The sequence below is a fragment of the Taklimakanibacter deserti genome (assembly GCA_003574785.1).
This window is the reverse complement of record QORU01000010.1, coordinates 262,783-284,233: the sequence shown is the minus strand read 5'-3', so window position 1 is coordinate 284,233 and position 21,451 is coordinate 262,783. Positions and strand designations below refer to the sequence as shown.

Below are 21,451 nucleotides of genomic sequence, written 5' to 3'. Positions count from 1 at the left end.
AGGTTAGCCGATACACGGCAATTTCTCCCTCCGCCGCCGAAGGCGGGGAGGGTGGCGCGCGGAACGCGCGACGGGTGGGGTGTCTACGCAAGGGAGGTGTCTCAAAGCAATGCAGGCAGTTCAAGCCACTCATTGGACATATCACGGCGGAGAGACCCCACCCGTCCGCCCTTCGGGCGTCCACCCTCCCCGCGCTTCGCGCGGCGGAGGGAGGTTCGACAGCGGGGCTTCATGACTCCCGATGAGCTGAAGAAGGCCGCGGCGCTTGCCGCGCTCACTCACATCAAATCCGGCATGAAGCTCGGCCTCGGCACCGGCTCGACGGCGAAGCATTTCGTCGATGCGGTGGGTGAGAAGGTCAAGCAAGGCTGGGACCTCCTCTGTGTGCCGACGTCGGAAGCCACCCGCAAGCAGGCGGAAGGCCTCGGCATAAAGCTCACGACGCTCGACGAGACGCCGGTGCTCGATTTGACCGTCGACGGCGCCGACGAACTCGATGGCCAGTTGCGCCTCATCAAGGGCGGCGGCGGCGCGCTGCTGCGCGAGAAGATCGTCGCCTCGTCCTCGCGCAAGATGATCGTCATCGCCGATGCGAGCAAGAAGGTCGAAGTGCTCGGCAAATTCCCCTTGCCGGTCGAGGTCGTGCCCTTCGGCCTGAAGGCGACGGCGATCAAGATCGACCAGGCTTTCACCTGGACCCGCAATGAGGGGAAGGTCGCCTTGCGCATGCGCGACGGCAAGTCCTTCGTCACCGACAACGGCAATGTCATTCTCGATTGCGCGCTGGGCCGCATCGAGAATGCCGACAAGCTCGCCGCGGCCCTTTCCTCCATCCCCGGCGTCGTCGATCACGGCCTGTTCATCGGCATGGCCTCGCTCGCGATCATCGCCGGTGCTGCGGGCGTCGAGACGCTCGAACGATGACGAAGTTCGATTACGACCTCTTCGTCATCGGCGCGGGCTCGGGCGGTGTCCGGGCGGCGCGCATCGCCGCCCAGCATGGCGCCAAGGTCGCGGTCGCCGAGGAATATCGCGTCGGCGGCACCTGCGTCATCCGCGGCTGCGTGCCGAAGAAGCTCTTCGTCTATGCGAGCCACTATGCGGAAGCCTTCGAGGATGCCGTGAATTTCGGCTGGACGACCGAGAAGGTCGCCTTCGACTGGCCGACCCTGGTCGCCAACAAGGACAAGGAGATCGACCGGCTCAACAAAGCCTATATCCGCAATCTGGAAGGGGCGGGGGCCGAGCTCATCATGGCGCGCGCCGCCTTCGAGGACCGCTACACGATTGCTCTTTCCGATGGCCGCCGCGTCAGCGCCAAATATGTGCTCATCGCCACCGGTGCCACACCTTTCGTGCCGCTGCATCTGCCGGGACGCGAATTCGCCATCACCTCGAACGAGGCCTTCCATCTGGAAAGCCTGCCGCAGCGCATCTGCATCGTCGGCGGCGGCTATATCGCGGTCGAATTCGCCGGCATCTTCAACAATCTCGGCGTCGAGACCGTGCTCATCCATCGCGGCGAGAAGATCCTGCGCGGCTTCGACGAGGACCTGCGCGACCATCTCACCAACGAGATGAAGAAGAAGGGCATCGAATTCCGCCTCTCCTGCGACGTCGCCCGGATCGAGCGCTCGGGCACCGGGGTGCGCGTCACCTGCAATGACGATGCGGTGTTCGGCGCCGGCCAGATCATGTATGCGACGGGGCGCATCCCTAATGTCTTAGGGCTCGAGCTGGAGAAGATCGGCGTCGAGCTCACTCCCCATTATGCGGTGAAGGTCGACGACTATTCGCGTTCGAGCGTCGACAACATCTATGCCGTCGGCGATGTGACCAACCGGCTCAACCTGACGCCGGTCGCGATCCGCGAGGGTCATGCTTTCGCCGATACGGTGTTCGGCGGCCGTGACATCAAGGTCGATCATACCAATGTGCCGACCGCCGTCTTCTCGCAGCCCGAGATCGGCACCGTCGGCATGACCGAGGCGCAAGCCCGGGCGGCTAGTCCCACGATCGACATCTACAAGACGTCGTTCCGCCCCATGCGCCATACGATCACCGGGCGCGACGAGCGCATGCTGATGAAGCTCGTGGTCGATGGCGGAACCGACAAGGTGCTCGGCTGCCATATCGTCGGGCCTGATGCCGGCGAGATGGCGCAGCTTCTCGGCATCGCCGTCAAGATGGGGGCGACCAAGGCCGATTTCGACGCCACCATGGCGCTGCATCCGACCGCCGCCGAGGAACTGGTCACCATGCGCCAGAAATGGACCGGCTGAAAAATTAGGCATCGGCTGCGACCCGGCGACACATGCCGCCGCAGCGTCATCCCACTATGCTTCGCAAAATGACCCTCGAACCGCATCCGTTGCGCGGCGCCGTTCTGGGCGAGGTGCATGCGCGCCCTTTTGCGGCCATTTCACCGCCGCTGCGCCTCCTGCATTTCGCGTTCATGACCGATGCCGAGCTCGCCCAGCGTGACCGCGCCGCCTTTGGCGAATTCGTCGCGGCGCGCGGCCATCGGGGTCCCGATGCCTCATCGAAGCATTACCGAGTCGCCTTCGCCGATTCGGCCGTGCGCTGGGAGCAGCATGCCGAATTCACGACCTATACCTGGGAGCTCGCGAGCCTCGACACGACACCCTTCGCCCGTCCGGCGGCTGATCTGCAGAAGGCCATGCTGCAATTGCCGCAGCCCGGGCCTTTGATGGTCGCGGTCGATCTCCATTTGCTCGCGCAAACGGAAGGCGACGAATGGCGCAAGGTCTTCGATCCTGCAGGCCTCGTCGCCTGCGAGACCGAGGCGGGCGATGCTCTGGTGGCGACCGATTTCCATGCCGCCCATGACGGCTTCGTGCGCATCCTCGTGCTCGACCGCGGCATGTCGCCCTTGCGCGCTGGCATCTTCGTGCAGCAGCTCCTCGAGCTCGAGACCTACCGCACCTTCTGCCTGCTCGGCTTACCCGAAGCGCAAAGACTGCAGCCGGTCGTGCGTCGCATCGAGCAGTCGCTGGGCGAGATCACCGCCGAGATGACCCGGAGCGAAGGCCTCGCCGCCAACAAGGCGCTGCTCAACCGTCTGATGGCGGTCGCGGGCGAGCTCGAGGCCGGCGCCAGCCAGTCGCAGTTCCGCTTCGGCGCCACGCGTGCCTATGCCGAGATCGTGCGCGCCCGGCTCGCCTCCTTGCGCGAGCGGCCGATCGACGGCCTCCAGACCATGACCGCCTTCATGGACCGGCGCCTGATGCCGGCGATGCGCACCTGCTTCAGCATGCAGGATCGCCAGACCGACCTGTCCTACAAGCTCATGCACGCCGCCAATCTCCTGCGCACCCGTGTCGATATCGATGTCGAGGAGCAGAACGGCAATCTCTTGAAGGCGATGAGCGAACGCACGCGGTTACAGCTCCGGCTGCAGCAGACGGTGGAGGGGCTTTCGATCGCCGCCATCAGCTACTATGTCGCGGGCCTTCTGAGCTACTTGCTCGATACCCTGCCCAAGGAGGCGCTGGGCATCGACATGAAATACGTCAAGGCCGTCATGATTGTAGCCGTCGTCACGGCTATAACCCTCATCGTTCTCAGGATCAGGCGCCGGCATGGGGAGGGTGCCCCCGCCGGGGCCATGGAATAAACTGCCTTTTGCTGCTGTATCTGGGATTAAAGGTCGAGATGAATTTCCGCGCTGATCTCACTGCCGAGATACCGTATCTGCGCCGTTTTGCCCGGGCTCTCACGGGTGATCCGGCGCTGGCGGACGATCTCGTCCAGGATTGCATCGAGCGGGCGCTGGTGAAGAGCCATCTCTATGATGCGACGCGGCCCTTGCGGGCCTGGCTCTATGCGGTGCTGCGCAACATCCATGTCAGTGGCCTCAGGCGCGAGAGGCGGGCCGGGATCGTGAAGACGGTGGACGATCTGACCGATCCCGAGGCGGCGCTGAAGCCCTCGCAGGAGGGCGAGACATTGTTCATGCAAGTGGCGGCGGCGCTCGACCGGCTGCCCGACCAGCAGCGCGAGGTGGTGGTCCTCGTGGCGCTGGAGGACATGAGTTACCGCGATGTCGCCGAGATCACCGGCGTGCCGGTGGGAACGGTGATGTCGAGATTGTCGCGGGCGCGGAGCGCGCTTAGGGAATTGATAGGCGAAGAGGCGAGACCCTCTTTGAGACGAGTGAAATGACTGAGCCTGAAAACAGCCAAGACTGGTCGTTGCACGCCTATGCCGATGGCGAGATCGCCGGGCAGGAATGCCGGGCGCTGGACGAGCGCCTGGCCAACGATCCCGAGGCGCGCGCCAAGGTCGAGGCCTGGCGGCGCCAGAAGGCCTGGCTCAAGGAAGCCTTCGATCCGGTGCTGGAGGAGACGGTGCCGCCGCAGATCAAGGTGGCGCTGCGCCACAGGCGGGGCTTCACCTTGTCGCCCGCCGCCATCGCGGCGGCGCTGGCCCTGCTGCTGCTCGGGGGCGCCGCCGGCTGGTTCGCGAGCCTCCAGGTGAACGCACCCAAGGCGATGCAATTCGCCGATCTCGCCATCGAGGCGCATGAGATCTATTCGCGCGAGAACCGCCACGCGGTCGAGGTTGCGGCCAATGACAGCGAGCACTTGACGAGCTGGCTGTCGAAGCGCGTCGGCCACAAGCTCGTCATCCCGGATCTGGCCGCGCGCGGCTACACCTTCCTCGGCGGCCGTCTCCTCGCCGCCGGCACGCAGCCTGCGGCGCAACTGATGTATGAGGACGCCAACAAGCGCCGCATCACCATCTTCCTCACCGCCAATCAGGGCGGGTCGGAGACGAAATTCGTCATCGAGGAAAAGCACGGCGTCACCGCCTGCTATTGGCTCGACGGTCCTTTGGGCTTCGTCATCGCCGGAGAGACGAGCCGCGACGACATCATGGACCTCGCCAACATGGTCTATCGGTCTTTCGAGAGCTGATGCCGGTTGCTTCGGCAAGAGGGGCGCGCGAGCGCTGTTCTCGGATACAGGGAAAATACAGGCAATTTCGCAAGAAAAGCGGGTCTGCGAAGGGCGAGGATCACTTCAGCCTTGCAATCGAGAAGTCCGGCACCGTGTCGGGCTTCACCATGACCGCATTCTGCCGGTTCTGGGTAAGTTTCCTGACCTGCGTCGTGAGCCACAGATTGAGCTCGGCGGTCGAGATGCTGCCGTCCTTCTCATAGTCGGCGCCGCCGGCGATGCCTTGGAGCAGCGCCTCGGTGAAGGCGCCGTTGTTCCAGTCGGCGCGCTCGAGCGAGAGTTCGTTGCCGCCCGACGAGGCGAACATGATGACGCCGGAATCGGCGCGCGCCATGCGGTTGACCACCGCCGTCACATCGGCCTGGGCGACATCGCCCTTGAGACTGTCGGCCGAATGGCAGGCATCGATGAAGAACATCGCCTTGCCGGCGAGCGATGAGATCGCCTCGCGGATCTCGCTTTCCCCGATCGCCGTCGAGCGCAGGTCTTCCGGATCGCCGCCGACGGGCAGGAAATAGAAACGCTGCTTGGCATCGGTGACGCCGTGCCCGGCCATGAACAGGAGGCCCACGTCCTCAGGCCCGACCTTGTCCTCGAGCCAGCCCAAAGCGGAGCGGATGTTTTCGGCGCTCGCTTCCGCATCGGTCAGGAGCTTGATCTCGGTCGCCTCATAGAGCGCACCTTTTTCAGCCGCCGTGCTTTGCGAGAAATCGCGCGCATCGTCATCGGCGAAATTGAGCTTGAGACCAGCCTTCTCATAGTCGCTGACGCCCACGAAGACGGCATAGAGCTTGCGCTTGATCTGGTCCTCGGACGGCGGGCCGGCCCATTTCAGCGTGATCCGCGCCGGCACGCTCACCGCATCGCCCTGCCTGGCGATGAGCGACACGTCGACATCGCGCGCCGGGATGGTGACGTCGAGGCTCTGCGTGTCGTCGTCGGTGACGACGGCAGCGCCGCGCTGGCCTTGCGGGCGCCCGTCGATCAGGACCTCGATCTCATCGGCAGGCTTTCCGTCGGGCGTGCGCACGCGGTAGGCGAGCGTCACCAGCGTCTCGGTGACGGAAGCGCCTTGGCCGGGATTGACGATCTCGATCACCGGGGGCAGGGCGTCGGCGATCTCCTGCTTGCGGTTCGGACGCTTCGCTTTGGCGTTGGCGGCCTTGATCGCCTCGCCTTCATCATAGGTGTTGAACACCTCGCGCACGATATCGGGCCGATAGAAGCGGTCGTGGAACTGGCTCGCCGGGAAGAAATCGGGCGTCTCGTCGACGCCGCGATTGACATGCCAGCCGATGAGGTCCTCGCCGCCCGGAGAGGCGGCGTAATAGCCCGTCGGAGTCCAGGCGATCCAGCGCTTGTCGACGGCATTGACGAAAAGCGCCAGAAGCTCGGCGCCGTCGGCGAGCCGGTACCAGCGGATCGTGCCGTCGGTGTGGGCGGCGATCAGCAGCTGATCCTTCGCCGTGATGTTGAGGCCCCAGGGGATCGAAGGCACGGCGAGCTTCCAGAGCCGCGTGCCTTTCTTGGTGTAGCGCCGGAGGGCAAAGTCGGTGCCGAGCACCAGGGTTTCGCCATCCTCCTCGATGGCGAGAGCGCGGCTCGTTTCATTCTTGTCAAGCTCAAGCGGTGCGCCGCTGATGCTCGTATCGTCCCGGCCGTTCCAATCCTCGACGGCGAGCTGGGTCACATTGGCGGGCTTGAGATCGCCTGGCGGCTGCGGGGATTCGGTGAAGCGAAGCGTCGACATGTCGAACAGCCACGGATCCAGGCCTTCTACGCCGAGGCCGAACCGCACGCGCATGCCGTCCTCACTGACGGTAAAATTGTCGCCGAGCTCGCCGCGCAGATCGGCGGCGATGCTCGTCTTGCGCAGCACGATGTCGCCATTCGCGTCATAGACGGTGAAACCGTGATTGGCATCAGAAATGGCGGCGCCGCCGCCCGGCATGGCCTTGAGATCCATCACCGTATTGGCCGCCGCATCGACGGCCAGGCGCTCACCACGGCCTTCATCGCCCCATGCGAACATTTGCATCCGCTCTTCCTTGCCGCCTCGCGTATAATAGTCGCCCGCGGCAAAGATCATCCGGCCGTCATCCGACCATGCGACGGCGGCAAGATCGCCAATATCGAGCCCGCTGGTATCCGCCTGATAGAGAAGCTTGAGACTCTTGGCGTCGAGGATATCGACGGCCATGGTGCCGACATAGCCGACCACCAGCTTGCTGCCGTCGGGCGAGAAGGCAATGCCCTCGGCCCTGTCGTTGCTGGGCGCGTAAACGCTTCCGAGCAGCTCGAGATTGGGTGAGTAAAGCCTGAGCCCGCGATCATGCGAAGTGACCGCCATCTCGCCGCTCGCGCTGAAGGCGATGCCATTCACTTGATCGCCATACTCGCTGTCGCTCAGCACTTGACGCCAATCGGTGGTGTCCCAGACGGCGATACCCGCGCGGTCCCCCAGGCCGACGGCGAGCCTTTTGCCGTCAGGCGAGAAGGTGAGCTCGTTGATAACCTGCCTATGCGGACCGAGGCGGCCCAGCAAGTGGCCGGTTATGCGGTCGAAGATATAGACGTAATAGTCGAGCGCCTCGGGATCGACATCGTCCCATCCGCCCGCCGCGACGAGCTTGCCGTCCGGGCTCAGGGCCACCGCGAAAACCTTGCCGACATCGCCGGGGGCCGTCGGGAGGCGCAGGGTCCGGAGCAGGCGGCCGTCGGGGAGGGACCAGACCCTGACCGTCTTGTCCTCGGAGCCGGTGACCAGGACCTTGCCGTCGGCGCTGACATCGAGGCGCCGGATAACGGCCGTGTGCATGCCGCCGTCGATCCGGAGCATCGGTTCTTTCGGCAGTTCGGCCGCTGGAGCGGCCGTCGCCGCGCCGATGAGGAGAAGTCCCAGTAACCGGATAAGCCACGTCATCATGCCGTCCTTGATAGCGTGAGGGGTCGGGAAATAGCCATCTCCTTGGGGCAGGATTGTGAATTGGGATTGTAAACCTAGGATGCCGCCCTTTCCCCTGGCGGCTTTCGCTGTTACAAGCCCGCCCGACAAACAATCAATTTTGACTTACGAACCGAAGATGAACGACAAGCCCGACACCCCGGCTCGCGACTATCGCGAGACCCTGTTCCTGCCCAAGACCGACTTCCCCATGAAGGCCGGCCTGCCGCAGAAGGAACCGGAAATCCTCAAGCGCTGGCAGGAGATGGATATCTTCACCCGGCTCAGGGAAGATGCGAAGGCCAAGGGCCATGAGCTCTTTATCCTGCATGACGGTCCGCCCTATGCCAATGGCAACATCCATATCGGCACCGCGCTCAACAAGATCCTGAAGGACCTGGTCGTTCGCTCGCAGCAGATGTCGGGCCGGGACGCCAATTACGTGCCGGGCTGGGACTGCCATGGCCTGCCCATCGAATGGAAGATCGAGGAGCAGTATCGCGCCAAGGGCAAGAACAAGGACGCGATACCGATCAACGAATTCCGCCAGGAATGCCGGGCTTTCGCGGAGCACTGGATGGGCATCCAGTCGCAGGAGTTCCAGCGCCTGGGCGTGGTCGGCAACTGGAAGGATCCCTACACCACCATGGCCTTCCCGGCCGAGGCCCAGATCGCCCGCGAGCTCATGAAATTCTCTGCGAGCGGACAATTGTACCGCGGCTCGAAGCCGGTGATGTGGTCGGTGGTCGAGAAGACGGCGCTCGCCGAGGCCGAGGTCGAGTATCAGGACTACACCAGCGACACGATCTATGCGAAGTTTCCGGTGGTGAAAGGGCCCAAAGATCTCGCGGGCGCTTCGGCCGTCATCTGGACGACGACGCCCTGGACGATCCCCGGCAACCGCGCCATCAGCTATTCGCCCAAGATCGCCTATGGCCTCTATGAGATCACCGCGGCGCCCAACGACAACTGGGCCAAGACCGGCGATCGCCTGATCCTTGCCGACAACCTCGCGGCCGAGACCTTCAAGGCCTGCCGCGTCGAGGATTTCAAGCGCATCGGCGATGTCGATATGGCGAAGGTCGCGACTTGCGCGCACCCGCTTAAAGGTCTGGGCTACGATTTCGCCGTGCCGTTGCTCGAAGGCGATCATGTCACCGACGATGCCGGCACCGGCTTCGTGCATACGGCACCGAGCCACGGCGCCGACGACTTCGAGGTCTGGGAAGCCAATCTCGGCAAGCTGAAGGCCTTGGGAGTCAAGACGGAGATTCCCTTCACCGTCGATGCCGAGGGCATCTTCACCGCCGAAGCGCCGGGCTTCGAAGGCAAGCGCGTGCTCACCGAGAAGGGCGAGAAGGGCGATGCCAATGAGGCGATCATACAGGCGCTTCTGGCCGCCAACGCCTTGATCGCGCGCGGCCGCCTCAAGCACCAATATCCGCATAGCTGGCGCTCCAAGAAGCCGATCATCTTCCGCAACACGCCGCAGTGGTTCATCTCCATGGGCGATGGCGAGACGGGCGGCTTGCGCGCCAAGGCGTTGAAAGCGATCGACGAGACGGAGTTCGTGCCGCCGGCCGGCCAGAACCGCTTGCGCGGCATGATCGAAGCACGTCCCGACTGGGTGATCTCCCGCCAGCGCGCCTGGGGCGTTCCGATCGCGGTCTTCGTCAACAAGGCGACCGGGCTCGTCCTCAACGATCCGGAAGTGAACGAGCGCATCGCTCAGGCCTTCGAGACCGAAGGTGCCGATGCCTGGTTCGCCGAGGGCGCGCATGAGCGCTTCCTCAAGGACCGCGTCACCGACACCGACGAATGGGAGAAGGTGAACGACATCCTCGACGTCTGGTTCGATTCGGGCTCGACCCATGCTTTCGTGCTGGAGCAGCGGCCCGATCTGCGCTGGCCGGCCGATGTCTATCTCGAAGGCTCCGACCAGCATCGCGGCTGGTTCCATTCATCGCTGCTCGAGAGCTGCGGCACCAGGGGCAGGGCGCCTTACAACACCGTCATCACCCATGGCTTCACCATGGCGGAAGACGGCCGCAAGATGTCGAAGTCGCTCGGCAACCAGGTCTTCCCGCAGGACGTGATCAAGCAGTCGGGCGCCGACATATTGCGGCTGTGGGTGGCCTCGACCGATTATGTCGACGACCAGCGCATCGGGCCTGAGATCCTCAAGAGCAACGTCGAGGCCTATCGCAAATTGCGCAACACGCTGCGCTACATACTGGGCGCCCTCGACGGCTTCGCGGAGAAGGAGCGTCTCCATCCCAAGGACATGCCGGAGCTCGAGCGCTATATCCTGCACAAGCTCGCGCAAGTCCATGCGAGCGTGCTTGAAGGCTATCGCACCTATGATTTCAAGCAGGTCGTCGCCCAGCTCATCAACTTCATGAATGTCGATCTCTCGGCCTTCTATCTCGATATCCGCAAGGATTCGCTCTATTGCGACGCGCCCTCGTCCAAGCGCCGGCGCGCCTGCCGCACGGTGATGGACCAGCTCTTCCACTGCCTCGCCACATGGCTCGCTCCCATCCTCTGCTTCACTGCGGAAGAAGTGTGGCTGTCGCGCTTCAGGGCTGAGAAGAGCTCCGTCCACCTGATGCAGTTCGCGAGACCGCCCGAGAAATGGGTCGACGCCGATCTGGCGGCGAAGTGGGACAAGATCCGCGAGGTGCGCCGCGTGATCACCGGGGCGCTCGAGATCGAGCGCCAGGTGAAGAAGACCATCGGCTCATCGCTCGAGGCGGCTCCCGAGGTCCATGTTTCCGATGAGGATTTGCTCGCGGTGTTGAAAGGCATCGACATTGCCGAGATGGCGATCACCTCCGATGCGACGCTCGTCGCGGGCGAGGGACCGGCCGATGCGTTCCGGCTCGACGATGTGAAGGGTGTCGCGGTGGTGTTCAAACCGGCAGAGGGGCGCAAATGCGCCCGCTCCTGGAAGATCACGCCGGAAGTCGGCAGCGACAAGGAGTTCCCCGATATCACGCCGCGCGATGCGGACGCGGTGCGCGAATGGCAGAAACGTCACCAGAAGAAACTTTTCGCGTGAGGCTGTGGGGGCGGCTTTCGGGCCTGGGCCTGGTTTTCGCAAGCGCGAGCTTCGCCGTCGACCAGGCCTTCAAATGGTGGATGCTGCATGTCGTCGACATCGAAGCCCGCCAGCCCATTGCCGTGCTGCCGGTCTTCGACATCGTCCTCGCCTGGAACCGCGGCATTTCCTATGGCTGGCTGTCGGACGGCTCCTGGGTTTCGCAAGGGCTCCTGATCGCGCTCGCGGTCATCATAAGCGGGGCGCTATGGACTTGGATCGCCACGGCATCGCGTCCTTTGACCGCCGCGGCCGTCGGCCTCGTTCTCGGGGGGGCGCTCGCCAATGCCTTCGACCGTGCCGTTTATGGCGCCGTGGCCGATTTCTTCTCGTTCCATATCGGCAACTTCGAATGGTACATTTTTAACCTGGCAGATGTAGCCATCGTTGCCGGGGTAGCCCTCTTGGTTTATGAATCCCTAAGCGAGGCTCGGAATAACTAGACGGTCACGGAAATGCCTGATTGCCCGGGCAAATTTCTAAAAGCCTCGCCGCACAATCCGGCAGTGAATGCGACGTTTGAAGGGAATAGCATTAACATGAACAAGGCCACTGGCCTCGCTTTGAGCCTGATGGCGGCGCTTGCCGTCGCCGGTTGCTCCGAGACGAAAATGCAGGATTTGCTGGGGTCGGGCAAAGACGCGACGCCCGATGAAAGCCAGGTTCGCATCAACCGCAATCTCTCGATGCCGCCCGATCTCAATCTGCGTCCGCCCACCGGCGAAGTGACCGAATATGGCGAGCCCAACCAGGTCGCGAGCGCCGCACCGCCGGCCCAGCCGGCGATGGACCAGGCGCAACCCTCGCCTGAGCCTATGCAGACGGCAGCCGCTACACCGCCTCAAGCTTCCGGCGCGGAACCGCCGAAGCAGGACGTCTATGAGAAATACGGCATTTCCAAAACAGGCCCTGACGGCAAGCCGAAGACGGAAACCCAGCTGCTCAGGGAGCTGCGTGCCGCGGAGATCGCCGCGAAGCGCAAGGCCAATCCGAATTACGGCACCATCTGGAACATGGGCAACGTCTTCAAGGACGAATAGCGCTCCCTGCGGACGGATCACGGAAAATTGTGTCACGATTTTCCGGCAGAATGTTGCTTAACTCACTGCCACGCATAATCGCAAAGGTACCCTTCATGAGTTTCCAGCGCCGCGGGCTGAAAGCCGCCTTCGCCGGCCTCTTCCTGCTTGCCGTCTTCGTGCGCCCGCTTCCCGCAGCGCAGCCGCTCGCCGAAACCTTCACCCTCAACAACGGCATGCAGGTCGTGGTCATTCCCGATCACCGCGCGCCCGTCGTCACCCATATGGTCTGGTACCGGGTCGGATCGGCCGATGAGCCCCAGGGCCAGACCGGTGTCGCGCATTTCCTCGAGCATCTGATGTTCAAGGGCACCACCAAATATCCGGCAGGCGCCTACAACCGCCTCATCCGCGAGAATGGCGGCGACGACAATGCCTTCACGTCTAAGGACTACACCGCCTATTTCCAGCGCATCGCCAAGGACCGCTTGGGCCTGGTGATGGATCTCGAAGCCGACCGCATGCAGAATCTCGTGCTCAAGGACGAGAATGTCCTGCCCGAGCTCAAGGTGGTGGAAGAGGAGCGCCGCGAGCGCACCGACAATGATCCTTCGAGCATCCTGGGCGAGCAGCTCGATGCCATCCTCTATCTCGTCCATCCCTATCGCAAGCCGGTGATCGGCTGGTCGACGGAAGTGCCGAACCTCACGCGCGCGGACGCCATCGCTTTCTACAAGGCGCATTACACGCCGGCCAACGCCATTCTCGTGGTGGCGGGCGATGTGACGGTGGATGAGGTGAAGAAGCTCGCCGAAGAGCATTATGGCCGGCTCACCAATACGTTCGATGTCAAGCCGCGCGAGCGGGCGAAGGAACCGGATCCCGTGGCGCCGCGCCGCGTGACGGTGACCGATGCGCGTGCCGCGTCGCCGATCGTTCAGCGCAGCTATCTCAGCGTCTCCTACGCGACGGCCGAGAAAGGCGAAGCGGAAGCGCTCGACGTGCTCGCCGAGGCGCTGGGCGGCGGCGCCACCAGCCGCCTCTACAAGAAGCTCGTGGTCGAGAAGCGCATCGCCTCTTATGCCGGCGCCTGGTATACGGGCGATGGTCTCGATTCCGGAACGTTCGGCGTCTACGGCTCGCCCGTTCCCGGCGGCAAGATCGAGCCGGTGGAGACCGAGATCGACGCGGTGCTCGCGGACATCAAGGCGAACGGCATCACCGCGGACGAGCTCAAGCGCACCAAGGCGACGCTCCTCGCCAGCAATGTCTATGCCCGCGACAACCAGGGCAATCTGGCGCGCGCCTTCGGCACGGCGCTGACCACCGGCACGACCGTCGCCGACGTGCTCGAATGGCCGGATCGCATCGCCGCGGTGAAGCTCGAGGACGTGAAGGCCGCTGCCGCAAAGGTGCTCGACATCCGGCGCTCGGTCACCGGCGTCCTCCTGCCGGCGCCCGGATCGGCGGCCGGCGGCGGTGAGCCGAGCCCGCCGTCGATCTCCAATTCCTCGCAACAATAAGCATGAGGCTCGTGATGCGCCCGCTTCGTCCTGTCCTCGGGGTCTTCGCCCTTCTCGTCATCGGCGTCCTGCCCGCAGGGGCCATCGACATCAAGGAAGTGAAGAGCAAGGCCGGCGTCACCGCCTGGCTAGTCGAGGACCACACCAATCCCTTGATCGCCATGCAGTTCGCCTTTTCAGGCGGTGCCGCTAACGATGCCAGTGGCAAAGAGGGTACGGCGCATTTCATCACCGCGATGATGGACGAAGGGGCGGGCGATCTCGATTCGGCCGCCTTCCAGGCCAAGCGCGACGAGCTCAACATGAAGATGTCGTTCGATGCGAATTTCGATCATTTCGAGGGCTCGTTCCAGACGCTGACCGACAAGCGCGACGAATCTTTCGCGCTTCTGAAGCTCGCTCTGGCCAAGCCGCGTTTCGACAAGGAGCCGCTCGACCGGGTGCGCGACCAGCTCCTGGTCGGAGCCCGCGACAATGCAGAGGATCCGGAGAAGATCTCGTCCCGCGCCTGGATGGTGAAGGCTTTTGACGGTCATCCTTATGCGCGCGAAGCGGAAGGCACTGTCAAGTCGCTGGCGACCATCACCGGCGATGACCTCAAGGCGATGCACAAGCAACTCTTCACGCGCAAGGGACTGAAGGTGGCTGTCGTCGGCGATATCGACGAGGCGACGCTGGTCCGGCTTCTGGACGAGACCTTCGGCGACCTGCCGGACACCGAACCGCCGCGGCCCGCGCCGATGATCCATGTCGCCGACAAGCCGGAGACGCAGATCATCGAGCGCGACATCCCGCAGAGCATCATCACTTTCGGCCATGACGGCATGCTGCGCTCGGATCCGGATTTCATTCCGGCCTATGTCGCAAGCTTCATACTCGGTGGCGGCGGCTTCGGCTCGCGCCTGACCGAGGAGGTGCGCGAGAAGCGCGGCCTCACTTATGGCGTCTCGATCGGCCTCTATCCCTTCGACCATGCCGGGCTTGTCTTCGGGCAACTGGGTACGCGCAACGACAAGGCGGGCGAAGCGCTCGCCGTGGTCAAGGAGACGATGAAGAAATTCGCTGAAGGTGGGCCGAGCGCGACGGAGCTCGCCGAGACCAAGACCTATCTCACCGGCTCCTATGCGCTGCGCTTCGATTCCAACGCCAAGATCGCCAACCAGCTCCTCGCCATCCAGGAGGACAATCTCGGCATCGACTATGTCAATCGCCGCAACAGCCTCATCGAGGCGGTGACGCTCGACCAGGCGAAGGCGCAGGCCAAGCGCATCTCCGATCCCGACAAGCTCATCGTCACGATCGTCGGCAAGCCGGAGGGCATCACCACGTCCTCGGCGCAGTAACAATCAGGGCTTCGGCGCGACGAAGGGATTGGTCTCGCTGGCGTTGCGGTTGGTCTCGTAGCAGCGCTCGAGCCGCGCCAGGGCGGCGGAGCTCTTGTCGAGCGGAATCCTGAGAGTAGCACCCGCACCTCTGACCTCGAGCCGATTGGCATTCCGAATTGCCTTGTTGAAGCGGTCGTCGGTCAACGCCACGCGCACCGTGTCGGCGGTCGCCGTGACGTCGGTTTTCCAGACGAGTGAGCCCGCCGCGAATTCGACCGGGTAGGTCTTGCCGTTGTCGAGCTTCCAGCGCGGCGATGTCAGCGTCAGCGAGGTGCCGGCTTGGTCGCGGGCAAACCGCGATTCAAGACCGTTGTCGACCGTGCGGCTCATCGTGCAGCGGTCGAATTTCTGCTCCTTGGTGAAGCTGGCCTCGATCCTCCATGGCCCGATGAGAACGGATTTCTCATCGCCGCCACTTTGCGCCAGTACCGGCGCGCTGAAGAGAAGAACAACCGGGAGAAAGAGCACGCGACTTTTCATGCAGACCTCCTCGAAGCCCGTAAAAGGTGAACTGCTGGCAAACCCCGCTCTGACATAAGAGCGCCGCCGGCAAAAAGTTCCCTTACCCGGATTTATTCAGGGACGAGGTGCCCCGCAAGGCGGCGTTCTCCGCTTCGAGCCTGGCGATGCGCGCCTTGAGTTGCAGCAGCACCTGCTCGACATCAGAGGCATCGATCTTCTGCGGGATATGTTGCGGGCAGTTGATGTCCCAGGCCTCGACCTCGAACAGGATGGCCTGCTCCGGCCTTGCGTCATAGGCTTCCGGCATCAGGCGCGCGACAAGCGCGTCGTCATCGGCGACGGCCCGGGCGCGTCCCCAGATCTTGACCCGCCTCCTATGCGCATAGTCCATGAGGAAGAGGAAGGCGCGGTCGTTCTCGGCGAGATTGCCGGTGGTGATATATTGCCGGTTGCCCTTGTAATCGGCGAAGCCGAGCGTCCGGGGGCCTAATATCTTGATGAAGCCCTTGGGACCGCCCCGATGCTGGGCATAGGGCTGGCCTGCCGCATTGGCGGTGGCGAGGAAGGCGGTGTCGACCCCGCTGAGGAACTGGGCCAGGTCGTCGGTCAGCTCGGTGCGGAAGCCGCCGCGCTCCTCCATGCGGGCATAGTTGGCGCGCGAGCCGCGCTTGGCCTGGATGGCCTTGATGCGCGGGGTGAAGGCGATATCGCTGGAGGGGGTGCTCATGGCCGGTAATGTAATTCTTCCCAAAACAGAGAAAATCGCTCCTCTTGACAAAAGATTATTGTCGTTATTGCAATAATCCATGGACCGATTTGATGCCATGACGGCCTTCGTCGCCGTCTGCGAGACCGAGAGCCTGACCGCCGCCGCCCGCCGCCTCGGCTTTTCGCCCTCGGTCGTGTCGCGCCAGATTGCCGCCCTCGAGGGCCGCCTGGGCACAAGGCTGTTTCATCGCACCACCCGCCAGATCAGCCTGACCGATGCGGGGGCGCGCTATCTCGAGCGGGCGCGTCGCATCTTGGCCGATCTCGACGAGGCGGAACGTGTGGCCCAGCGCGACCGGAGCGAGCCTTCGGGCCGGCTCTCCGTGACGGCGCCCCTGATCTTCGGGCGCCTGCATGTCGCGCCCTTGCTCGCCCGCTTCGCCGATCGCCACCCCCAGGTCTCGGTCGAGCTCAGCCTGTCGGACCGCTTCGTCAACCTGGTCGAGGAGGGCCATGACCTGGCGATCAGGATCGGCCATCTGCCTGACTCGCAGCTGATCGCCCGCCGCTTCGGCGAGACGCGGCGCGCCTTGGTCGCGTCACCTTCCTATCTGGCGAGAGCGGGCGTTCCTGAGCATCCGGGCGATCTGGCGCGGCACGACACGATCGCCTTCACCCCGGTGACCCCCAGCTTCGACTGGCATTTCGACGAAGAGGGGAGCGATCTGAAGGTTCGCCTGGCGCCCCGCTTCGTCACCAATAGCGGCGACACCGCGATCGCCCTCGCCTTGGACGGCGTCGGCATTGCCCGCGTCCTCTATTACCAGGTGCGGGAAGCCATCAGGGAGGGACGCCTCATCGAGGTGCTGAACCCCTTCGTGCCGGAGCCCATGCCCATTCACGCGGTCTATCCTTCCGCCCGCCTCCTCTCGGGTAAGGTCCGCGCCTTCATCGAATTGATCGATGAGATGGCGCAGTGGCATCTCGCCCGATAAACTCGGGGCCATGAGGATTCGCAGACTTCCCGAGGGCATCGCCAACCGCATCGCCGCGGGCGAGGTGATCGAGCGCCCGGCGAGCGTCGTCAAGGAGCTGGCCGAGAATTCGATCGACGCCGGCGCCCGCCAGATCGACGTCGCCTTCCGCGATGGCGGGCGCAGCCTCATCCGCGTCAGCGATGACGGCGAGGGCATGGAAAGGGGCGAGCTCGATCTCGCGGTCGAGCGCCATGCGACCTCGAAGCTTCTCGATGACGATCTCATCGATATCAGGACCTTGGGCTTCCGCGGTGAGGCCTTGCCCTCGATCGGCGCAGTGAGCCGCCTCTCCCTCGTCTCGCGCGCCAAAGAGGCGAGCGACACCTGGCGGATCGAGGTGGCGGGCGGCCGCAAGAGCGCGGCTCAGCCCGCCTCGCGCATCGACGGCACGATCGTCGAGGTTCGCGATCTCTTCTTCGCCGTGCCGGCGCGGCTCAAATTTTTACGCTCGCCGCGCGCCGAGACGGTCGAGGCGGCCGATGTGGTGCGCCGTTTGGCGCTGGCCGCCCCCACTGTCGGCTTCAGCTTCGCCTCGGAGGAGCGCGTCCTCATCGACCTTCCGGCCGAGGCCGAAGGCGATCAGGGCAGAAGGCGGCGCATCGCGCGCGTGATGGGCGATGAGGTCTTCGCCAATATGGTCGATTTCGACGGCGGCCGCGACGCGTTCAAGCTCTGGGGTCTCGCGAGCCTGCCCACTTATCACCGTGCGCAAGCGGGCCTGCAGTTCTTCTTCGTCAATGGCCGTCCGGTGCGCGACAAGCTGCTCGCCGGCGCCATTCGCGGCGCCTATGCCGATCTCCTGATGCGCGGGCGTTTTCCCGCCGTGTGCCTGTTCATCAACTGCCCCAATGCCTTCGTCGATGTGAATGTGCATCCGGCCAAGGCGGAAGTGCGCTTCCGCGATTCGGGCCTGGTGCGGGGCGCCATCGTCTCCGCCATTCGCGACGCCCTGGGCAGCAAGAGCCGCAGGACGGCGAGCGGCCTTGCTTCCGCGACGGTGAGTGCGCTTCGCCCGGTGATGCCGCGCCCTCTGTCCCGCGTCCTCGAGACCTCGTTCGCGGGCTTTGCCCCGCAAGGCGGGCTTGCCGAGGAGCAGGCGCATTTCGCCATGGACAATGTCGCTTCGGCTTCCGTGGCCGACCTGCCGGTGCTCAGCGATGACCCGCATCCTCTGGGCGCGGCGCGGGCGCAACTGCACGGTAACTATATCGTGGCGCAGACCGAGGACGGCATCATCCTGGTCGACCAGCATGCCGCCCATGAGCGCCTCGTCTATGAGAGATTGAAGGCCGAGCGCTCAGGGCACCGCATCGCCACCCAGCCCTTGCTCATTCCCGACGTGATCGATCTCGACGCCGTTTCGATCGAGCGGCTCACCAATGCTGCAGGATTGCTCGCCGAGCTTGGCCTCGTCATCGAGCCCTTCGGCGATGGCTCGATCGTGGTGCGCGAAGTGCCGGCCGCTCTTGCCGGCGGCAATATCGCGAGGCTGGTGCGCGATGTCGCCGATGATCTGGGCGAGGACTCGAGCTCGACCGTCGAGGAGCGCGCCAATCATCTCCTTGCCACCATGGCCTGTCATCATTCGGTGAGGGCCGGGCGGCAATTGCGCCCCGAGGAGATGAACGCGCTCCTGCGCCAGATGGAGCGCACGCCCAATTCCGGCCAGTGCAACCATGGCCGCCCGACCTATATCGAATTGAAGCTCAGCGATATCGAAAGGCTGTTCGGCAGGAGCTGAGCAGTCAGGCGGCCTTGCGCCGCTTCAGCCGGTGGCCGACATCGACGATCGCCTGGATGGCCGGGACGAGCTCGCGCCCGAGCGCCGTCAGGGAATATTCGACCGAGGGCGGCGAGGTCGGCATGACCTTGCGGATGACGACGCCCTTGTCCTCCAATTCATGCAACCGACCGCTCAGCACCTTGGCCGAAATCAAAGGGATATCGCTGCGCAATTCGCTGAAGCGCCGGGCTTCGCCGCTCAGATACCAGATGACATTGGGCGTCCAGGCGCCGCCCAGGAGCGCCATGCACTCGGTCAAGGGGCAGGCCGGCATCGGCGGCGGGACTTTGCTTTTTCGTCGCTTGAGCGTCATCACGAAAATTTTCCGGTTTCCGGATGGATACCTCAAAATGGCGGTTACATCAAGTTAGGGGGTTTCAAAAGGTAACCATCGTCGCCTATCTCGTGGCAGTCAATGTTCAACACGAGGACCCGATCATGAAGCTCTATTATTCTCCCGGCGCCTGCTCGCTCTCGCCCCACATCGTGCTGCGCGAGCTCGGCCTTCCCTTCGCTCTCGAACGGGTCGACATGGCGACCAAGAAAACCGCGACCGGTGCCGATTATCTTCGCGTGAATGCCAAAGGCTATGTCCCGGCGCTCGAGCTCGATGACGGCGAAATCCTCACCGAGGGTGCGGCGATCATCCAGTATCTCGCCGACCAGAAGCCCGAAACGCGGCTCACACCGCCGACCGGCAGCTTGCCGCGGGCGCGGCTGCACGAGCATCTCAATTTCCTCAGCTCCGAATTGCACAAGGCTTTCGGCCCGCTCTTCACCGCGGCAGCACCCGAGGACGCCAAGCGCAATGCGTCAAAAAATGTCGGGCGCCTCTTCGATCATTTCGAAAAACTGCTGTCCGACGGCCGCCGCTATCTTCTGGGCGAGACCTATACGATTGCCGACCCTTATCTCTTCGTGATCGCCGGCTGGGCCAAGCCCACGGGGATCGGCTTCGCCAAATGGCCCAATCTTGGCGCCTTCGTCGAGCGCATCGGCATGCGCGAGGCGGTGCAGGCGGCGCTCAAGGCGGAAGGAGGCGCGTGATGCTCGACCGTCCCCAGAATCTCGACCCGCGTTATGGCGATATTGTTGCCGCACTCTCGGATTATTTCGAGGGCCTGCATCACAGCGACACAAGCCATCTCAAGCGGATATTCCACCCTCAGGCCATTTACGCCTGCGCCACCGAAGGCACGCTGACAAGGCTTGCGATGGACGAGTACTTCCCGATCGTCGATCAAAGGCCGTCGCCGGCAAGCCGCGGCGAGCTCCGGACCGATCGCATCCTGTCGATCGAGTTCGCGGGCCCGGTGACGGCCTTCGTGCGCGCCGAATGCTCGATCGGCGTCAAACACTTCACCGACTTTCTCACCCTGGTCTGCCTCGATGGCGAGTGGCGCATCATCGCCAAGGTCTTTCATTTCGACATCAAGGAGGAGGCCTGATGCCTTATGTGAACATCAAGATCACGCGCGAGGGCGCAACGGCGGCGCAGAAAGCCCGGCTCATCAAGGGCGTCACCGATCTCCTGGTCGACATTCTCGACAAGAGCCCGGCGACGACCTTCGTGGTGATCGACGAGATTGCGCTCGAAGACTGGGGCGTGGGCGGCCTGCCGGTCGGGGAATTCCGCCGGCAGGCGCGCGGCTAGTCCTGTGCGGGCCGGTAGCGTGCGGCCGGCTGAGCGAGCGACAGATTGGGCGCTAAGGCATTGCGCGCCGTCTCGAAGGCGTCCCAATCGGCGCTGTCGGGCAGGGCCGGAATGGTGACGAACTCGCCCTGCGCGAGCCCCGCCAGTGCCGCATCGACCATGTCTTCGGTCGACATCACGATCTCCTTGGGCAGGTTGCTTACGGGGAAGCCGGCGTTGTCCCACAGATTGGTCGCGGTGGCGCCGGGCAGGACCGCCTGGACGCGAATACCTTTATCGGCGAGCTCGTTCTCGAGCGACTGCGAGAAAGCGAGCACGAAGGCCTTGCTGCCGGAATAGACGCCGTTGAGGAGCTTGGGATTGATGGCGACGATCGAGGCGATGTTGATGATGGTGCCTGAACCTCGCGCCACGAAGGCCGGGGCCGCGGCATAGGCAAGCCGGGTCGGCGCCGTCACATTGAGCGCGATCATCCGCTCCATCTCATCGACATTGGATTGCAGCAGCGGCGTGACCGCGGCGATGCCGGCATTGTTGACGAGGAGCGTGATGCTCTGGTCGGATTTCAGGACCGCCTCGACGCGGGCGAGGTCGTGGCGCTCAGTGAGGTCGGCGGCGAGCGTCTCGATCGAGCGTCCGCTGGCATCGGTCAGCCGCTTGGCGATCTCCGTGAGGCGGTCGGCGCTGCGCGCGACGAGGATGAGGTCATAGCCGGCCTTGGCCAGGCGGTCGGCGTAGATGGCGCCGATGCCTGAGGAGGCGCCGGTGACAAGGGCCGTGCCCTTGGGGGTGGGGGTCGTCATGAGAGGGCTCCTTCCGCCGGCAACTGCGCCGGCAGGAGCTCACATGGGACC

Annotated in this window: 20 protein-coding genes; 15 read left to right on the top strand and 5 right to left on the bottom strand. The window is 64.0% G+C overall.

The window, feature by feature from the left end:
- Positions 1-231 precede the first annotated feature (231 nt).
- The 5 genes from rpiA to DS839_RS22155 all read left to right on the top strand — a co-directional run bounded on the left by rpiA (position 232) and on the right by DS839_RS22155 (position 4,940).
- On the top strand, positions 232-924 hold the full coding sequence (gene rpiA / locus DS839_RS22175) for a ribose-5-phosphate isomerase RpiA (RefSeq protein ID WP_119272654.1): 693 nt from the start codon (positions 232-234) through the stop codon (positions 922-924).
- Positions 921-2,282, top strand: coding sequence for a glutathione-disulfide reductase (gor, locus tag DS839_RS22170; RefSeq protein WP_119272653.1), 1,362 nt, complete (start codon positions 921-923; stop codon positions 2,280-2,282). The genes rpiA and gor overlap by 4 nt, the downstream gene beginning before the upstream one ends.
- A gap of 68 nt (positions 2,283-2,350) precedes the next feature.
- Positions 2,351-3,637 (top strand): DUF3422 family protein, encoded by a 1,287-nt coding sequence (locus tag DS839_RS22165; protein ID WP_119272709.1) that lies wholly within the window; start codon positions 2,351-2,353, stop codon positions 3,635-3,637.
- 38 nt (positions 3,638-3,675) lie between these two features.
- A complete protein-coding gene (locus tag DS839_RS22160; RefSeq protein ID WP_119272708.1) occupies positions 3,676-4,185 on the top strand; it encodes an RNA polymerase sigma factor in 510 nt (169 codons plus the stop codon).
- Complete coding sequence (locus DS839_RS22155; RefSeq protein ID WP_162918723.1) at positions 4,182-4,940, top strand: anti-sigma factor family protein; 759 nt, start codon at positions 4,182-4,184, stop codon at positions 4,938-4,940. The genes DS839_RS22160 and DS839_RS22155 overlap by 4 nt, the downstream gene beginning before the upstream one ends.
- 100 nt (positions 4,941-5,040) lie before the next feature.
- Here the strand turns inward: DS839_RS22155 and DS839_RS22150 are convergent, their stop codons facing one another.
- Entirely contained in the window at positions 5,041-7,908 is a 2,868-nt protein-coding gene (locus DS839_RS22150; protein ID WP_119272651.1) for a caspase family protein, read from the bottom strand.
- Positions 7,909-8,065: 157 nt separating this feature from the next.
- On the opposite strand from DS839_RS22150, the gene ileS reads away from it, so the two are divergent.
- The 5 genes from ileS to DS839_RS22125 all read left to right on the top strand — a co-directional run bounded on the left by ileS (position 8,066) and on the right by DS839_RS22125 (position 14,911).
- Positions 8,066-10,987 (top strand): isoleucine--tRNA ligase, encoded by a 2,922-nt coding sequence (gene ileS, locus DS839_RS22145; RefSeq protein WP_119272650.1) that lies wholly within the window; start codon positions 8,066-8,068, stop codon positions 10,985-10,987.
- A complete protein-coding gene (gene lspA / locus DS839_RS22140) occupies positions 10,984-11,469 on the top strand; it encodes a signal peptidase II (protein ID WP_368911830.1) in 486 nt (161 codons plus the stop codon). The genes ileS and lspA overlap by 4 nt, the downstream gene beginning before the upstream one ends.
- Positions 11,470-11,565: 96 nt before the next feature.
- Positions 11,566-12,066, top strand: coding sequence for a hypothetical protein (locus DS839_RS22135; protein WP_119272648.1), 501 nt, complete (start codon positions 11,566-11,568; stop codon positions 12,064-12,066).
- A 95-nt stretch (positions 12,067-12,161) separates the two neighbouring features.
- Positions 12,162-13,568, top strand: a complete 1,407-nt coding sequence (locus DS839_RS22130) for a M16 family metallopeptidase (RefSeq protein WP_162918722.1) — start codon at positions 12,162-12,164, stop codon at positions 13,566-13,568.
- 14 nt (positions 13,569-13,582) lie between these two features.
- The gene (locus tag DS839_RS22125; RefSeq protein ID WP_162918721.1) at positions 13,583-14,911 is read left to right on the top strand and encodes a M16 family metallopeptidase; all 1,329 of its coding nucleotides are present in this window, start codon (positions 13,583-13,585) and stop codon (positions 14,909-14,911) included.
- 3 nt (positions 14,912-14,914) lie between these two features.
- Here DS839_RS22125 and DS839_RS22120 read toward each other — a convergent pair whose 3' ends face one another.
- Together DS839_RS22120 and DS839_RS22115 are read right to left on the bottom strand one after the other, a co-directional pair.
- Positions 14,915-15,433 (bottom strand): hypothetical protein, encoded by a 519-nt coding sequence (locus DS839_RS22120; protein ID WP_119272645.1) that lies wholly within the window; start codon positions 15,431-15,433, stop codon positions 14,915-14,917.
- 82 nt (positions 15,434-15,515) lie between these two features.
- Positions 15,516-16,142, bottom strand: a complete 627-nt coding sequence (locus DS839_RS22115; protein ID WP_119272644.1) for a pyridoxamine 5'-phosphate oxidase family protein — start codon at positions 16,140-16,142, stop codon at positions 15,516-15,518.
- Positions 16,143-16,221: 79 nt separating this feature from the next.
- On the opposite strand from DS839_RS22115, the gene DS839_RS22110 reads away from it, so the two are divergent.
- Complete coding sequence (locus DS839_RS22110; protein WP_119272643.1) at positions 16,222-17,118, top strand: LysR family transcriptional regulator; 897 nt, start codon at positions 16,222-16,224, stop codon at positions 17,116-17,118.
- Between the two features lie 10 nt (positions 17,119-17,128).
- Entirely contained in the window at positions 17,129-18,901 is a 1,773-nt protein-coding gene (gene mutL, locus DS839_RS22105) for a DNA mismatch repair endonuclease MutL (RefSeq protein ID WP_119272642.1), read from the top strand.
- Between the two features lie 4 nt (positions 18,902-18,905).
- Here the strand turns inward: mutL and DS839_RS22100 are convergent, their stop codons facing one another.
- The gene (locus tag DS839_RS22100) at positions 18,906-19,256 is read right to left on the bottom strand and encodes a winged helix-turn-helix transcriptional regulator (RefSeq protein ID WP_119272641.1); all 351 of its coding nucleotides are present in this window, start codon (positions 19,254-19,256) and stop codon (positions 18,906-18,908) included.
- Positions 19,257-19,381: 125 nt separating this feature from the next.
- Between DS839_RS22100 and gstA the strand changes: the two genes are divergently transcribed.
- Genes gstA through DS839_RS22085 form a run of 3 tightly spaced genes read left to right on the top strand, consistent with a single transcriptional unit; the run spans position 19,382 to position 20,597 of the window.
- Positions 19,382-19,990 (top strand): glutathione transferase GstA, encoded by a 609-nt coding sequence (gene gstA, locus DS839_RS22095; protein WP_119272640.1) that lies wholly within the window; start codon positions 19,382-19,384, stop codon positions 19,988-19,990.
- On the top strand, positions 19,990-20,391 hold the full coding sequence (locus DS839_RS22090; RefSeq protein ID WP_119272639.1) for a nuclear transport factor 2 family protein: 402 nt from the start codon (positions 19,990-19,992) through the stop codon (positions 20,389-20,391). Before gstA ends, DS839_RS22090 begins: the two co-directional genes overlap by 1 nt.
- On the top strand, positions 20,391-20,597 hold the full coding sequence (locus tag DS839_RS22085; protein ID WP_119272638.1) for a tautomerase family protein: 207 nt from the start codon (positions 20,391-20,393) through the stop codon (positions 20,595-20,597). Before DS839_RS22090 ends, DS839_RS22085 begins: the two co-directional genes overlap by 1 nt.
- Here DS839_RS22085 and DS839_RS22080 read toward each other — a convergent pair.
- Positions 20,594-21,400, bottom strand: a complete 807-nt coding sequence (locus DS839_RS22080) for an SDR family NAD(P)-dependent oxidoreductase (RefSeq protein ID WP_119272637.1) — start codon at positions 21,398-21,400, stop codon at positions 20,594-20,596. The genes DS839_RS22085 and DS839_RS22080 overlap by 4 nt on opposite strands.
- Positions 21,401-21,451: the final 51 nt, after the last annotated feature.

What these genes read in the sequence shown, in the direction of transcription:
- DS839_RS22100 (WP_119272641.1), bottom strand. Translation starts at nt 19,256, where the DNA reads ATGACGCTCAAGCGACGAAAAAGCAAAGTCCCGCCGCCGATGCCGGCC.
- DS839_RS22160 (WP_119272708.1), top strand. Translation starts at nt 3,676, where the DNA reads ATGAATTTCCGCGCTGATCTCACTGCCGAGATACCGTATCTGCGCCGT.
- DS839_RS22165 (WP_119272709.1), top strand. Translation starts at nt 2,351, where the DNA reads ATGACCCTCGAACCGCATCCGTTGCGCGGCGCCGTTCTGGGCGAGGTG.
- DS839_RS22135 (WP_119272648.1), top strand. Translation starts at nt 11,566, where the DNA reads ATGAACAAGGCCACTGGCCTCGCTTTGAGCCTGATGGCGGCGCTTGCC.
- DS839_RS22080 (WP_119272637.1), bottom strand. Translation starts at nt 21,400, where the DNA reads ATGACGACCCCCACCCCCAAGGGCACGGCCCTTGTCACCGGCGCCTCC.
- rpiA (WP_119272654.1), top strand. Translation starts at nt 232, where the DNA reads ATGACTCCCGATGAGCTGAAGAAGGCCGCGGCGCTTGCCGCGCTCACT.
- DS839_RS22090 (WP_119272639.1), top strand. Translation starts at nt 19,990, where the DNA reads ATGCTCGACCGTCCCCAGAATCTCGACCCGCGTTATGGCGATATTGTT.
- DS839_RS22125 (WP_162918721.1), top strand. Translation starts at nt 13,583, where the DNA reads ATGCGCCCGCTTCGTCCTGTCCTCGGGGTCTTCGCCCTTCTCGTCATC.
- gor (WP_119272653.1), top strand. Translation starts at nt 921, where the DNA reads ATGACGAAGTTCGATTACGACCTCTTCGTCATCGGCGCGGGCTCGGGC.
- DS839_RS22110 (WP_119272643.1), top strand. Translation starts at nt 16,222, where the DNA reads ATGGACCGATTTGATGCCATGACGGCCTTCGTCGCCGTCTGCGAGACC.
- DS839_RS22120 (WP_119272645.1), bottom strand. Translation starts at nt 15,433, where the DNA reads ATGAAAAGTCGCGTGCTCTTTCTCCCGGTTGTTCTTCTCTTCAGCGCG.
- ileS (WP_119272650.1), top strand. Translation starts at nt 8,066, where the DNA reads ATGAACGACAAGCCCGACACCCCGGCTCGCGACTATCGCGAGACCCTG.
- DS839_RS22155 (WP_162918723.1), top strand. Translation starts at nt 4,182, where the DNA reads ATGACTGAGCCTGAAAACAGCCAAGACTGGTCGTTGCACGCCTATGCC.
- mutL (WP_119272642.1), top strand. Translation starts at nt 17,129, where the DNA reads ATGAGGATTCGCAGACTTCCCGAGGGCATCGCCAACCGCATCGCCGCG.
- gstA (WP_119272640.1), top strand. Translation starts at nt 19,382, where the DNA reads ATGAAGCTCTATTATTCTCCCGGCGCCTGCTCGCTCTCGCCCCACATC.
- DS839_RS22085 (WP_119272638.1), top strand. Translation starts at nt 20,391, where the DNA reads ATGCCTTATGTGAACATCAAGATCACGCGCGAGGGCGCAACGGCGGCG.
- DS839_RS22150 (WP_119272651.1), bottom strand. Translation starts at nt 7,908, where the DNA reads ATGATGACGTGGCTTATCCGGTTACTGGGACTTCTCCTCATCGGCGCG.
- DS839_RS22115 (WP_119272644.1), bottom strand. Translation starts at nt 16,142, where the DNA reads ATGAGCACCCCCTCCAGCGATATCGCCTTCACCCCGCGCATCAAGGCC.
- DS839_RS22130 (WP_162918722.1), top strand. Translation starts at nt 12,162, where the DNA reads ATGAGTTTCCAGCGCCGCGGGCTGAAAGCCGCCTTCGCCGGCCTCTTC.